General features: G+C 75.9%; 13 protein-coding genes. 7 read left to right on the top strand and 6 right to left on the bottom strand.

Features of this window, described 5'->3' with window-relative positions; all coding sequences use genetic code 11:
- Positions 1-36: 36 nt before the first annotated feature.
- Positions 37-777, top strand: coding sequence for a class E sortase (locus tag MUK52_RS01450; RefSeq protein ID WP_284574252.1), 741 nt, complete (start codon positions 37-39; stop codon positions 775-777).
- A 32-nt stretch (positions 778-809) separates the two neighbouring features.
- Here MUK52_RS01450 and MUK52_RS01455 read toward each other — a convergent pair whose 3' ends face one another.
- Positions 810-2,534 carry an acyl-CoA dehydrogenase family protein gene (locus MUK52_RS01455; RefSeq protein WP_114055639.1) on the bottom strand — a complete coding sequence of 575 codons (1,725 nt, stop codon included), beginning with the start codon at positions 2,532-2,534 and terminating at the stop codon, positions 810-812.
- A 101-nt stretch (positions 2,535-2,635) separates the two neighbouring features.
- Positions 2,636-3,202: a PadR family transcriptional regulator gene (locus MUK52_RS01460; RefSeq protein WP_284574255.1), complete on the bottom strand. Its 567-nt coding sequence runs from the start codon at positions 3,200-3,202 to the stop codon at positions 2,636-2,638.
- 153 nt (positions 3,203-3,355) lie between these two features.
- On the opposite strand from MUK52_RS01460, the gene MUK52_RS01465 reads away from it, so the two are divergent.
- The 5 genes from MUK52_RS01465 (at position 3,356) to MUK52_RS01485 (ending at position 8,589) form a co-directional block, all read left to right on the top strand.
- Positions 3,356-4,624 carry a hypothetical protein gene (locus MUK52_RS01465; protein ID WP_114058663.1) on the top strand — a complete coding sequence of 423 codons (1,269 nt, stop codon included), beginning with the start codon at positions 3,356-3,358 and terminating at the stop codon, positions 4,622-4,624.
- A 206-nt stretch (positions 4,625-4,830) separates the two neighbouring features.
- Entirely contained in the window at positions 4,831-5,334 is a 504-nt protein-coding gene (locus MUK52_RS01470) for a hypothetical protein (RefSeq protein WP_114055637.1), read from the top strand.
- Positions 5,331-6,926 carry a carboxylesterase/lipase family protein gene (locus MUK52_RS01475; protein ID WP_284574256.1) on the top strand — a complete coding sequence of 532 codons (1,596 nt, stop codon included), beginning with the start codon at positions 5,331-5,333 and terminating at the stop codon, positions 6,924-6,926. The genes MUK52_RS01470 and MUK52_RS01475 overlap by 4 nt, the downstream gene beginning before the upstream one ends.
- Before the next feature lie 165 nt (positions 6,927-7,091).
- Complete coding sequence (locus MUK52_RS01480; RefSeq protein ID WP_284574257.1) at positions 7,092-8,315, top strand: cytochrome P450; 1,224 nt, start codon at positions 7,092-7,094, stop codon at positions 8,313-8,315.
- 118 nt (positions 8,316-8,433) lie between these two features.
- A complete protein-coding gene (locus MUK52_RS01485; protein WP_174250394.1) occupies positions 8,434-8,589 on the top strand; it encodes a DUF6131 family protein in 156 nt (51 codons plus the stop codon).
- A 165-nt stretch (positions 8,590-8,754) separates the two neighbouring features.
- On the opposite strand, the gene MUK52_RS01490 is transcribed toward MUK52_RS01485, so the two are convergent.
- The 4 genes from MUK52_RS01490 to MUK52_RS01505 form a co-directional block, all read right to left on the bottom strand.
- Positions 8,755-9,108 (bottom strand): hypothetical protein, encoded by a 354-nt coding sequence (locus MUK52_RS01490; RefSeq protein ID WP_162793202.1) that lies wholly within the window; start codon positions 9,106-9,108, stop codon positions 8,755-8,757.
- Positions 9,109-9,136: 28 nt separating this feature from the next.
- The gene (locus tag MUK52_RS01495; RefSeq protein WP_114055632.1) at positions 9,137-10,615 is read right to left on the bottom strand and encodes a hypothetical protein; all 1,479 of its coding nucleotides are present in this window, start codon (positions 10,613-10,615) and stop codon (positions 9,137-9,139) included.
- A 127-nt stretch (positions 10,616-10,742) separates the two neighbouring features.
- Positions 10,743-11,708, bottom strand: a complete 966-nt coding sequence (locus MUK52_RS01500; protein ID WP_284574258.1) for an SAM-dependent methyltransferase — start codon at positions 11,706-11,708, stop codon at positions 10,743-10,745.
- A 177-nt stretch (positions 11,709-11,885) separates the two neighbouring features.
- Positions 11,886-12,404, bottom strand: coding sequence for a hypothetical protein (locus MUK52_RS01505; RefSeq protein WP_246042532.1), 519 nt, complete (start codon positions 12,402-12,404; stop codon positions 11,886-11,888).
- Between the two features lie 94 nt (positions 12,405-12,498).
- Between MUK52_RS01505 and MUK52_RS01510 the strand changes: the two genes are divergently transcribed.
- Positions 12,499-13,206: a TetR/AcrR family transcriptional regulator gene (locus MUK52_RS01510; RefSeq protein WP_284574259.1), complete on the top strand. Its 708-nt coding sequence runs from the start codon at positions 12,499-12,501 to the stop codon at positions 13,204-13,206.
- The last annotated feature ends 87 nt before the right edge of the window (positions 13,207-13,293 follow it).

Here is a 13,293-nt window from a genome sequence, read left to right on the forward strand (position 1 = left end):
CCCGCACGGCCCGGCGGATCCCCCTCGGACGAGCCCATGACCTTGATCTTCGTGCCCCGCGCGGCAGCCGCCCTGGTGGCCGGTGCCGCCACCGCGGTGCTCGCCGCCTGCAGCCCGGATGCGGCGGCCCGCCCGGCCGTGTCCTCCGCCGGGGCCGGTGCCGCCACCGCAGCGGGGGCTTCCCTCCCGACCGCCTCCGGGGCGGTCGCGGCGACGCCGACGCCGTCGCCGTCCGTGTCGGCCGCCGTGCCGAAGCAGGCCTCCGTCCTGGGCATCCCGTCCGTCGGGATATCCGGGCTGCGGGTGGTCCCGTACGAGGGGACCACCGACGACGCCCCGGGCACCCGCATCCAGGACCGCGGCGTGGCCGCCAGCCCGTACGGGGAGCGCGGCGGTGTCGGGCCGGGGCAGGTGGGGAACTTCCTGGTGACCGCGCACCGGCTGTCCGCGGGCGGGCCGCTGCGCGACCTGCCCTCCGTGAAGCCGGGTGCCGAGGTGCACGTCACGCTGGACGGCGTCACGTACACGTACGAGATCACCGCGACGCGCAGCACGTCGTTCCGGTCCGAGCGCTCGCTCGCGGAGCAGCGCGCGGCGGTCCCGGGTGCGCCCGGCCGGGCTCCCGCCCAGGCCATGATCACGATCTCGACGTGCGCGACGCCCGAGGACGACGCGGCGGGCAACTTCTGGCGCGACCCCCTCGGCAACCCGGAGCACCGCATCGACAAGGTCGGCGTGCTCCGCCGCACCGCCCCGGCCGACGCGCCCGCCGGGTAGCCGGTCGGGACGGGCGCGTCGGGGAGCGGCTGCTAGGGAGCCATCTCGTACGTGCCGGACAGGGCCTCGACGCGCTCCCAGACCCTGGCCGAGCGCTCGGCGTCGGCGACCGGGCGGCGGACCGCGGCGAGCGCCCAGGCCTGCTGCGCACCGGTCGCCGAGTCCTTGCCGTGGAGCTCGACGGCGTGGCCGGAGAAGTCGCGGACGAGGACGGAGAAGAGCTCGTCGAGGACGGACTCGTCCAGCCCCGTGAGGCGCGCCTGCTCCAGGATCAGCTGGGCGTGCACGACGAGCGCGAACAGCTGGCCCACGGAGAGCAGGAAGTCGAGGTCTCGGCTCTGCTGCTCGTCGGGGGCGTTGGCGGCGACGAACTCGCAGAGGGCGTCGGCCTGTTCGCGGAAGCGGGCCACGTTCGGCAGCTCGGCGTACGCGTCGAAGGCGGGCCGCCAGTCGTGGAAGCGGACGGAGCCGAGGCCGCGGGCGGGGCCCTGCCGGAACAGGAAGTCGTCGTCGGCCGCGTCGAGGCGGGTCGGCACGGCCGGGTACTCGGCAGGCTCCAGCAGGTGGTTGCGCATGAACTTCAGGATCAGCGCGAGGTTGACGTGGACGGTGCCCTCCAGCTTCGGGAGGCTGCGGATCTCGACGGCCGCCTGCGCGAAGTAGTTGTCCTTCTCGAAGCCCTTGGCGGCGATGACGTCCCACATCAGGTCGATGACCTTCTCGCCCTCGGTGGTCACCTTCATCTTCGTCATCGGGTTGAAGAGCAGGTAGCGGCGGTCGTCGGGGCCGGCGGTGCGGAAGTAGTCGACGGCGCGGTCGCTGAACAGCTTCATCCCGACGAGGCGCACGTACGCGTCGGCCAGCTCGCGCCGCACGTGCGGGAACGCGGTGACGGGGCGGCCGTACAGGATGCGGTTGTGGGCGTGGGTGACGGCCTCGTACATCGCGTGCTCGCAGATGCCGATGGAGGCGGTGCAGAGGTTGAACTTGCCGACGTTGACGGTGTTGAGGGCGGCGTCGAAGGCGGCGCGGCCGGTGTGCAGGACGTCCTCGGCGGCCACCGGGTAGTCCTCCAGGCGGAACTCGCTGACGAACTTGGAGGAGTCGACGACGTTCTTGACCAGGTGGTAGGCGGGGTGGCGGCTGTCGGCGGCGAAGAAGACGTACGCGTCCGGGCCCTCCATGTCGGTGCGGCGGCCGAAGACGGAGACGAGTCCGGCGGCATTGCCGTTGCCGATGTAGTACTTGGAGCCGGTGGCGCGGAAGCCGCCGCTGCCGTCCGGCTCCAGCAGCATGTCGGTGGAGTAGATGTCGGCGCCATGGGTCCTCTCGGACAGGCCGAACGCGAACACCTCGCCCTGGGCGAGGAGTTCGGCGGCGCGGGCGCGGGCGGCGGCGTTTCCGCTCTGCCAGACCGGGCCGAGGCCGAGGATGGTGACCTGCCAGGCGTACCAGTAGTCGAGCCCGTAGAAGCCGAAGATCTCGTTCAGGGCGGCGATGCGGGCGGTGTCCCAGCGCTTGTCCGGCTCGTCCGCGCCGGCGGCCGAGGCCGGGGTGAGGAAGGTGGCGAAGAGGCCCTCCTTCGCGGCGAACGCGAGGAAGTCGGCCAGCCAGGCGCGGTCGCGGTAGTCCTCGATCAGCTTGCGCTTGCCGCGGGCCTCGAACCAGTCCACCGTGGCGCGCAGCAGCCTGCGGGTCTCGGGGTCGAAGTGCGCCGGGTCGTAGGTGTTCGGGTGGAACAGCAGCGGGTCGGCCATGGAGGGTCACCTTCCGAGGGGTCGTGGGTCGAAGGCCGGAGGCCTGGGGCGTTTCGGTGCGGGGGCCCGCGGTCGCGGCCCGCGCCGCGGGAGGAGCCGGCTCAGCCGGCGGGCGGGGCCCCGGCGAGCCGGTGGAGCGTGGCGAGGACGTCGTCGAGCCAGGCGATCGTCATCTGCTCGTACGCGATCCCGCCGCGCAGGACGACGTGCTGGAGCTCCTGCCCGGCGTCGAGCGGGGTCGGGGCGCCGGGCCCGGTGAAGTCGCGCAGCTCGCCGGCGAGGTAGTGCGCGAGCCGGTCGCCGTGCACGGCGCGGTGGCGTTCGACCTCGCGGACCAGGGCGGCCGGGTCGTCGAACGCGGCGCCGCGGATCTTGACGGCGAGGTCGTGGCGCAGGCTCTCCGGCTCGATGGGCTCGTGCAGCCAGGCGGAGAGAAGCGCCCGGCCCGGCGCGGCGACGGAGTACTCCTTCTTGTCCGGCCGGCCCTGCTGGGGCACCTCGCGCACGGCGAGCAGGCCGTCGGCCTCCATGCGCTTGAGGACGCGGTAGATCTGCTGGTGCGTGGCCGTCCAGAAGTACCCGATGGACCGCTCGAACCGGCGGGCCAGCTCGTAGCCGGAGCCGGGCTTCTCCAGGAGCGAGACGAGGATCGCGTGTTCGAGCGCCATGCCGCCGATCTTTCTATGCAACGAGTTGCATAGACAAGGTCCGCCCGGTGAGACACGCCTCACTCACCGGCGCGGACGGGGCGCGGGCGGCTGCGGTCCGGGCGCGGGAAAAGGCGTTGCCGAGCCGCAGGCCCCCTGCGGATGATCAACGCGATGACGAACGCATTCGACGACGTACGGCGCCTGACGGCCGCCGGCGACATACCCGCAGCGGTCCGCGCCCTCCGGCCCCTCGCCGCCACCGAACCCCTCCCCGCCCTTGCCGGGCAGGTCGGCGCCCTGGCCGCGGCCGTCGGCTACGACGACCTGGCCGGCGCAGCCGCGGAGGTCGCCCGCCGGCCCGTCGGCCCCCGGTCCCTCTACGACTTCGGCCGCCGGTGCACCGAGCGGGGGATCGCCTTCCTCGCCGTCCCGGCGCTCCGGGAGGCCCTGCGCCTGGCCCCCGACGTCCGCCCCGTGCTGTACACGCTGGCCACCGCGCTGGAGGCCGACGACCGGCACGCCGAGGCGGTGGAGGTCCTGCTGCGGCACGAGGGCATGCTGGAGCCCTGGCCGGGCCGCTACCTGCTGGCCTTCAACACGCTGCTCGCCGGCGATGCGGCCACCGCCCTCGACCGCATCGCGCGCCTGCCGGATCCCCCGGACAGCGGGTGGGGGTGGGCCCACGCCCGGCTGCGGCGGATGGCCGGCCGCGCCGAGGCCGTCGCCGGGTTCTCGCCGCTGGACGGCGGGGACCTGCGCGGCTGGCAGTTCGCCCTGACCGGCACGCTGCTGGGCACGCTCTCCCCGTACGGCTTCGGCGTCATGGCCGGCCGCTACGGCTACCTCGGCGACAGCCACGCCGGCTGCCGGCGCGGCCTCGACCGCCTCGCGGCCGCGCTCGGCGCCGCCGGCGTCCGGCCCGCCGCCGTGAGCGCACTGCCGGGCCGCTCCGACCGCATCCTCGCACTGGCCGCCGCGGAGGTCCTCGGCGTGCCGCTGGAGCCGTACGCTCCCGGCCGCACCGACACCGTCGTGGTGGCGTACGACCTCGCCGCCCACGGCGAAGAGGTGCTCGGCGGGCTGCGCGAGCGGGTTCCCGGCCAGGTGCTGTACGAGCACGCCGGCTCCTGGACCGAACCGGACGGGGTCCCCGCGGACTTCACCGCCCTGCAACGGCAGTTCGGGACGGAGCCGTGGGGTGCGCAGCTCGGCCCGGACGGCCGCGGGCCCGCCGACGACCGGCCCGAGGAGGACATCGCCCGGGACGTCGTCGCGGCCGACCCGTCCGACGACCCGTCGGCCTCGGACCGGGAGGACGGCGCCCCCGACGACGGCGACCCGGCCTTCGCCCGCTTCACGACGGGTGCGGCCGCCCTCTGGCTCACCGGCCCCCGCCTCCCCGCCGGCTTCACGGGCCCGGTGCGGAGCGCCCGCTTCTGACCCGGCCGCTCCCGCGGCGCGGGGCCCGGTCCGCGGGAGCGGTGGGGGCGCCGGCCCGCCGTGCCGGGTTCGCGGCCGGTACGGCTGCGGGTGCGGGAGGACGGGGGATGGGGGAAGCTGGCGGTGGTGTGGGATCGCCGTTCCGCCCGCGCCGACGCGCCCGCGGCGCGGCACCGTGCGGAGCGGCCGTAGGCAAGGAGGCGCCCGTGGCCACAGCCGGAGTCCGCCGACACGTTGCCATCACAGCGCGCGCCCGCAGGGTCGCGGTCGCCGGTGCGGCCGTGGCACTCGCCGCGGCCACCGCCTTCCCCGCCGCGGCGGCCGCACCCGCAGCCGCGCCGGCCCGCGCCCCGGTTCCGGCGCCGACACCGCCGCCCGTCGTGGTCGTCGACTGCTTCGGGGAGCCCCAGGTGCGGCCCGAGGAGTACCTCCTCGCCTGCGGCGACGGCAACAACCGCCTCGTCGGCCTGCGCTGGACCGAATGGGGTGCGAAGACCGCCGCCGCCACCGGGACCGACATGGTCAACGACTGCCGGCCCTACTGCGCCGCCGGCCGCTTCCGGCCGTACCCCGTGCGGGTCACGCTCAGCGCCCCCGAGCCCTGGCCGGACCGCCCCGGCACCACCCGCTTCACCCAGATCCGGCTGACGTTCCCCGAGGCCGCGCCGGCGCCGATCCCCCACGACGTCACCTACAAGCTGGTCTATTGAGGCCCGTCCGCTGCGCCGCCGCACTGGCGGCGCTCGCGCTGCTCGGGCCCGCCCCCGCCGGGGACGCGGCCGCGGGTCCCGTCGTCCGTACCGACACGGGCGCCGTGCGCGGTACCGCGAAGGGCGGGCTGCGGCTGTTCCGCGCGATCCCGTACGCCGCTCCCCCGGTCGGCGCGCACCGCTGGGCGGCGCCCCGCCCCGCCACCCCCTGGAAGGGCGTCCGCGACGCCACCCGGGCGGGGCCGCTGTGCCCGCAGGTGCCGAACCCGTACGCCCGGATCTCCAGCGTCCGGGAGGACTGCCTGGTCCTGAACGTCACCGCCCCGGCCCGCGGGGCGCGGCGGCCGGTGCTGGTGTGGATCCACGGCGACGGCACGGTCGGCGGCGGGCGGTTCTTCGACGGCCGCCGCCTCGCGGAGCGCGGCCTGGTCGTCGTCACCGTCAACTACCGGCTCGGCGTCTTCGGCGGCTTCGCCCATCCCGGCCTGCCCGGGTCGGGGACGTTCGGGCTGCAGGACCAGCAGGAGGCGCTGCGCTGGGTGAGGCGCAACGCCGCCGCGTTCGGCGGCGACGCGGAGCGGGTGACGGTCGCCGGGTCGTCGTTCGGCGCCGCCGCGATCACCGGCCACCTGACCGCGCCCGGGTCGCGCGGCCTGTTCCGGCACGCCGTCCTGTCCAGCGGCGAGGGCATGATGGACATGCCGGCCGCGGCCATGGGCGAGGGCGTGCCCGCGTACCCCTGGTACACGTGGCGGACGGTGCGGGAGATGGAGGAGGCCGGCCGGCGGACGGCGGCGGCCCTGGGCTGCGGGCTCCCCGACGCCGCGCGGGCGCTGGAGTGCCTGCGGGCGGTGCCGGTGGGGCGGGTGCTGGGGGTGCCGTACGTGATGAACGCCTTCCAGGCGTTCGCGTACGGCGGCGAGGTGCTGCCGGAGCTTCCGCCGCGGGCGCTCGCCGCGGGCCGGTTCGCGCGCGTACCCGTCCTGTCGGGGGCGACGCGCGACGAGCACCGGCTGTTCGCCGGGCTGATGTACGACGCGGCGGGGAAGCCGCTCACCGGGGAGCGGTACGCGGCGCTGCTGCGGACGGCGTTCGGGGCGTCGCGCGCGCCCGCCGTACGCGCCGAGTACCCCGACGGCGGCTCCGTGCCGCCCGCGCACGCGTGGGCGGCGGCGGTCACGGACCGGATGTGGGCACGGGGCACGTACGCCCAGCACCTGGCCCTGGCCCGGCATGTGCGCACGTACGCCTACGAGTTCGCGGACCGGGACGCCCCCTGGTACCTGCCGGCGGCCGGGCCGTTCGACTTCGGGGCCTACCACGCGGGCGACACGCCGTACCTGTTCGAGGAGGCGGAGGCGCGGCGGCGTTTCACGCCGGCCCAGGCGCGGCTCGCGGACGCGATGGCCGACTACTGGGCGGCGTTCGCGCGCGACGGCGTACCGGCGGCGGACGGGTTCCCCCGGTGGCCGGCCTTCGAGGCGGGGGCGGGCGTGCCGTACACGCAGTCGCTGGCGCCGGGGCGCATCGGGCCGGTCGACTACGCGCGGGAGCACCGGCTGGCGTTCTGGGAGCGGTTGGAGCGGCCGTAGGGCCTGTATTGAGGTCCGCGGGCGGCGTGCGCGCGCGGAGGCGGTCTTCCCGGCGGGCGGGCGGGCCCGGCAGGATGCCCGCTGCAGCGGGACGGCCCGCAGCGGCACTGCCGCGGGTGCGGCCCGATCCGATCCGACGCGAGCGACCAGATCCGGAGGCCCCCTGTGGCATGGCACGACCAGGCGACCCGGGACGAGCTGTACCGGGACCCCTATGAGCTGTACGCCCGCGCCCGCCGGGCCGAAGGCCTCACGTACGTGCCGGAGTTCGAGGCGTGGCTGGTCGCGCGCGACCAGGACATCCGGGAGGTGCTGCGGCGTGCCGACGACTTCTCCTCCGCCAACGCCCTGCTTCCCGACGTCACTCCGGCCGGGCCCGCGCTGGCCGTGCTCGCCGGCGGGTTCGAGCCGCGGCCGACCGTGGTCTCCTCGGACGGTGCGGCCCACCGCAGGCACAGGGCCCCGCTGAACCGGGGCCTGGCCGCCGGCCGGGTCGCGGCGCTGGCCCCGTACGCCCGGGAGTGCGCGCGGGGCCTTGTCGACGGGTTCGCCGCCGACAAGTCCGCCGAGCTGGTGGAGGCGTACGCCCGCCGGCTGCCGGGCATGGTGGCGGGGCGGCTGATCGGGCTGGACCCGGCGGATGTGCCCGCGGCCGTGCGCGGCGGCTACCGGGCGGAGGAGCTGCTGTTCCGGCCGCTGCCGCCGGACGCGCAGGCGGCCGCCGCGCGGGACGTCGTCGCCCTCCAGCACCTGCTGGACCGCTGCATCCGCGAGCACCGGGCCGAGCCGAGGGAGGACCTGTGCTCGGACATGGTCGCCGCGCTCGCGCCCGGCCGCGGCGAGCTCACCGCCGACCAGCGCCACGAGCTGGTGGCGAACCTGCAGAACCTGCTGATCGCCGGCTTCCTCACGACCTCCGCCCTCGTCTCGACGACCCTGCTCCACCTGCTCTCCCACCCGAAGCAGTGGCGGATGCTGTGCGCGGACCCGGGCCTGATCCCCGCCGCGGTGGAGGAGGGAGCCCGCTTCGACACCGCCCTGCAGGCGTTCCGGCGGCGTACGACCCGCCCTGTGGTCCTCGCCGGCACGCACCTGCCGGAGGGGGCCTGCGTCCTCGTGGCGTTCGGGTCGGGGAACCGCGACGAGCGGCGGTACGCGCGCCCCGGCGCGTTCGACATCCGGCGCGCCGAGAACCGGCCGCACCTCGCGTACGGGCACGGCCCGCACGCCTGCCCCGGCGCGCGGCTGGCCCGCCTGCAACTGCACATCACCCTGGAGGTGTTCACGCGGCTGCTGCCCGGGCTGCGGCTGGACGGGGACCGGCCGCCGCCGCGGATGCGGCCGACCCTGATCGACCGCTCGCCGGAGGCGCTGTACGCGGCGTGGTGAGCGGGGCGGGCCCGGGCCGCGGGAGGGCTCCGGAAACTCGGGGGCTGCGGGACGCATGGCTCGCCCCACGGGGGTATACGCAGAGCGTCCCCCCAGGCAGAGGGTGCAGGAGGTTGTCGTGATAGCGCTCGGAGTGATTCTGCTGATCCTCGGCTTCGTGTTCGGGATCTCGATCCTGTGGACGATCGGCCTGATCCTGTTGGTCGTGGGCCTGGTGCTGTGGCTTCTCGGTGCGGCCGGACACGCGGTGGGCGGTCGCAAGCACTATTGGTGAGGGTCGCGGCCCGGCTCCTGTCCAAGAGCGCGCCGGGCGGCGCGGCACGCCGGTTGCACGGCGTCCGCGCCGCCCGGCGCGTGTCCGGGCCGGATACGCGCGGCCCCGGCAGGCACGGCGCCCTCCCCGGGCGGGCGCCCGCCGCCCGCCCGGGGCCTGGGCCTGTCAGCGGCGATGGCCGGACACGCCGTGGGCGCCGCGGCCCACCCAGTCGCGGTGCACGCTGCCGCTGATCCCCCGCAGGGCGAGTCCGAGGCCGGCCCGGGGCCCCCAGCCGCTGCGCCGGGCGGCACAGAGCCTCTCCAGCCGGCCGGTGGTGCCGTCGGGGCTGCGCTCGTCCTCGGCCGCGGTGTCCAGGAAGAGGCCGCCCGTGGCACCGGCCCCCTGGAGGAGCTCCGGCCAGAAGTCGACCGTGTCTCCGCCGTCCGGGCCGGCGGGCGGGTCGGCGCGAGCAGGGTGCCGCGTACGGCGGGGTCGCGCCGGGCGAGGTGGGCCACGGCGGCGCGGTGGGCCCGCCACCAGGCGGCGGTGGCGGACAGCCGCGCCTTCACCCGCGGGGCGCCACACGGGCCGCATACCCACCAGGCAGGTCGAAGACGGGCCAGGCCCGGGCGTACTGCGGCGCCTGAGCGCCCCCGGCGGTGATCACGGCGACCGGCATCCGCCGCCCGAGCGATGCCAGCCCGTCGGCGGTGGTGCTGCCGTCGTGGCCGCCGACCTGGCGGGATGCGCAGCCCGTGTAGTAGGCGAGCGGGATGGCCCCGTCTCCGCTCAGCACGCAGGGCCGGCGCACGTCCAGCCGGTGCAGGGCCGCGGCCGCGGCGGCGAGTTCCCGGTGCCGGTCGCGGCTGCGTTCGCTCAGGCGGAGGAGCACCGCGGCCTGCACGGCGACGTGCAGCACGAGGACTCCGGCCAGCGCCCCGTACGCGGCCCTGCGCCGGCCGGCGGTGTGCGCACGGGCCCGTACCGCTCCGAAGGCGGCCGCCACGCACTCGGCGACCGGCACGGCCAGCAGGGCGTAGGCGGGGAGCAGGAAGCGCGGGGCGGCGTAGTCCACGGTGAACAGGTAGGGCAGGGCCAGGCACACCCCGACGGCGGCGGCCACGGCGGCCTGCCGGCCGCGGCCGGCCCGGCGGGCCGCGACCGTGCCGGCAGTGACGAGCAGCGGAAGTGCAAGCCACCAGGCGGCCGTCCAGGGATGGCTCCACGCTGCGTCGCAGGGCCGGCACAGGGTCACCCCGACGAGGCTGCGCGCATGGTCGTCGACGGCGAAGTGGGCGCCGATGCCGCCCTGGATCTCGCTGGCGCGGGCGAGGCGGGCGGCGAGTCCGCCGTACGAGGTATACGCCTCCACCACCCAGGGCACGGCCCCCGCCAGCACGCCGACGGGCGGCGCGGCCCACAGCAGGGGCCGCCGCAGACCGGCCGTCAGCAGGGCGGCGCCGGTGAGCGGGAGCGCCAGCCACACCCCGTCCACGGGCCGCATGACCGTCACGAAGGCGACGGCCGCACCCGCGCACGCCGCAGCCGCCCGACCGCCCCCTGCGGGCCGCTCCGCCCGGAGCAGCCAACCTGCCGCGGCGAGGGCGCCCAGCGCGCACCACAGGTTGGGCATGGCGCGCGGGCCGTAGTACAGGGTGACCCACAGCCCGGCGAAGAGCAGCCCGGCGCAGCCGAGCACGGGCGGCGGAAGCAGGCGCCGCCACACTCGCAGGACGAGGAACAGCGCGCCGGAGGAGAGCAGGGCGAGCCAGATGCGCAGCGCGGTGGTCGAGGTGGTGAGCGCGGCGACGGGCGCGGCGAGGTACGAGATACCGCGCGCCCGGGGCGCGGAGAAGAACGCGGCGGGTGTCCCGGGCTGCACCTGGCTCACGTAGACGATCTCGTCCCAGCCGAGGGAGGAGCCCGGTACGGCGACGGCCAGTTGGACGAGGGCGAACACGGCGGCGGACCCCGCCGTCCAGGCCAGTGCGGATGCCCCCGGGACGGGCGGGGCGGTCGGCGGGGCGAGGCGGAGTGCGCCCATGTCCGGTCCTTCCTGTGGCGGGGGGCGCCGACGGCGAAGCCGACGCGAACGACGAGCCGACGCACACGACGACCGGGCCGCTACCGGCGCCCGGCCCCGTATCGGCAGGCGAGCGACGACGCCCCGCTCAGTCGACCCGCTCCAGCGCCACCCGCAGCACCGTGCACCGGTGCTCGCGCATGAATCGCAGCGTCGCCCGCTGTTCCCGGATGAGGTCGTCCACGGCCTGGCGGCCGATCAGCCGTGCGCCCTGTTCGCGGTGGGCGATGCAGCGCTCCATCCAGCAGTGGAGGGTGCGGGCCCCGTCGTCGGGGTCGTCACGCAGCTCGGCGACGGTGAACAGACCGCGGGCGGCTTCGACGAGTTCGGAGCGGGTCGGCACGAAGCATTCGGGGAAGACCCGGCGGGAGGAGTGCAGGCCCTCGCGGACGTTGCGTACGGCGTCCCGGACGTCGCGCGGGCGGAGGCCCTGGCGGGGACCGCCGTCGGGTTCGAGCATGCGGGCCGGGAGGACCATGGCGGCCAGCCAGCCGCGCGCGTTCCACGCGTTCGACTGTACGGCGAGCCGTCCTCCGGGGCGCAGCCAGGCGTGGCAGCGTTCGAAGAACAGCCGGTAGCGGGCGATGCGCTGGGAGCGGCGGATCGTGCTGCCGGCGAAGTGCTCCATCGCCTCGATCGCGAACACGGCGTCGTACAGGGCGTCGGGCAGGTGGTCGATCCAGTTCTCCAGGCGCACCTCGCAGCCGGGCCATTCCCTGCTGCGCACGTACTCGACCTGTGAGGTGCTGACGTTGAGGCCGACGACGTGGCGGACGCCGTGGGCCTCGGTCAGGCGGCGCATCATGCTGCCCCAGCCGCAGCCGACGTCCAGAACGCGGGAGGCGCCCTCGGCGCGGGCGGCACGGGCGTGCAGGTCGAGTTTGCGGACCTGTGCCGCCTCCAGGGTGTCGCCGTCCTCCCAACGGGCGAGGGAGTAGACGAGGTCGGGGCCGAGGGCGAGCCGGTAGAAGTCCCCGAGGAAGTCGTAGTGGTGCCGGATCGCCTCGTCTGAGCTGCCCTTGTAGCCGGTTGCGGAGTGCTTCGCTCGGTTCAACGCTCACCGTCCGGAGAGGAGTGCGGGGACCGCATTCCTTCCGGGGCCCCGCTCCGTGTAAACGGGGGGTCGCCCACCCGAGGGTGCCCGCGGATCCGGCCCGTACCAAGCCAAGCCAAAATAAGGCCAGGCCAGGCCAGGCCAGGCCAGGCCGGCCAGGCCGGGGTCCGGCCGCTGTCAGGCGGCCGCCGCCTCCTGCAGGATCCGGTGCCCGTCGCGCAGCAGGCCGGGCACGAGCTTGTGGTGGAGCGGGGTCAGCCGGGTCCACACGCGGGCGCCGGACGGCTTGCGGTAGCGGATGAACGTGGAGAGCGACGCCTGCCCCTCCTCCACGCGGAGCACGAGCTGGCCCGTGATCATCCGGGAGTGCGCCTCCAGGCGGATCCAGTCGTCGCCGCGGCCGTCGATCTCCCATCCTGCGACGCACCCGGGGGTCGGCCGCCCCTGCAGGCGCAGGCCGAGTATCCCGCGCCACACGAACTGGCCCTGCCAGCCCGCGGCGTCCTCGAGCACGGCGCACGCCCACTGCTCCGGCGACCGGGCGGCGGCGCCGGCGGCGGTGAGGGTGAAGAGGTCGGCGTAATCCGGTTCGGCGAGTGTGCTGAGGCGGCGTACCGCGTCGGGCAGGACGAGGTGCTGCCGCACCGGCGGTATGGCGCCGCCTGCTGCGTGACCTGCTTCCGAACCGACCGTCATGGCCTTCTCCCTTCGGGCGGTTTTCCGTTCCGGAATCCCGATCGGCAACGTAACATACGTACATGACTGTATGTAAGGCGGAGGGATCCGCCCCGTGAGCGCCGAGGCCGGCCGCGGCCCCCGCCAGGCCGAGGACCCCCGGACGGACCGCCGTCCCCAGCCGGAGCGCCGCACCCAGCCGGGCCGCCGCACCCAGGCCGACCGGCGCGCCCGTACCCGCAGCGCCCTGCTGGAGGCCGCCGCGCGCGGCCTGTCCCGGCACGGGTACGCGAACCTGGCGCTGGAGCGGGTGGCCGCCGAGGCCGGGTACACGCGGGGCGCGCTGTACCACCAGTTCGCGGGCAAGGAGGAGCTCGCGCTGGCGGTGGTGCGGTGGGTGGACGAGACGTGGGCGGCGGAGGTCGGCGACCCGGCGGCCGCCGAGGCCGATCCGGTGGCGGCGCTGATGCTGATGGCACGCGGCCACGCCGTCTACTGCCGGCGCGACGTGGCGGGGGTCATCCGGGTACTGGCGATCGAGTTCGCCGGGCGGGACCACCCGGTGGCCCGGGAGCTGGGCCGGATCCTGGGCAAGCTCACGGGCGACGTGGAACGGCGCATCGCGGAGGGGCGGCGCAGCGGCGCGATCCCGCCCGGCCCGCCCGCGGCGGACACCGCGCGGGCCTGCCTTGGCGCGATGGAGGGGCTCGTGAGCCATGACGGGATCGTCCCGCCGCACGACGTCGAGCTGGCCGAGCGCGCCGTACGCGGCGTCCTGGGCCTGCCGCCCGCCGAGCCGCACGGACCGGTCACGGCTCGATGAGGCCGGCCCGGATGGCGTAGCAGGTGAGGCTGACCTGCTACGCAGCCTGCTCCCCCGCGGGTTGTGCCATGGCTCGGCGCCCGTGTC

Source organism: Streptomyces sp. 2P-4 (assembly GCF_030167965.1).
GTDB classification, from domain to species: domain Bacteria; phylum Actinomycetota; class Actinomycetes; order Streptomycetales; family Streptomycetaceae; genus Streptomyces; species Streptomyces globosus_A.

Bases quoted from the DNA above. Each gene is read 5' to 3' on its own strand.
- MUK52_RS01450 (WP_284574252.1), top strand. From the start codon at position 37: ATGACCTTGATCTTCGTGCCCCGCGCGGCAGCCGCCCTGGTGGCCGGT.
- MUK52_RS01455 (WP_114055639.1), bottom strand. From the start codon at position 2,534: ATGGCCGACCCGCTGCTGTTCCACCCGAACACCTACGACCCGGCGCAC.
- MUK52_RS01460 (WP_284574255.1), bottom strand. From the start codon at position 3,202: ATGGCGCTCGAACACGCGATCCTCGTCTCGCTCCTGGAGAAGCCCGGC.
- MUK52_RS01465 (WP_114058663.1), top strand. From the start codon at position 3,356: ATGACGAACGCATTCGACGACGTACGGCGCCTGACGGCCGCCGGCGAC.
- MUK52_RS01495 (WP_114055632.1), bottom strand. From the start codon at position 10,615: ATGGGCGCACTCCGCCTCGCCCCGCCGACCGCCCCGCCCGTCCCGGGG.
- MUK52_RS01505 (WP_246042532.1), bottom strand. From the start codon at position 12,404: ATGACGGTCGGTTCGGAAGCAGGTCACGCAGCAGGCGGCGCCATACCG.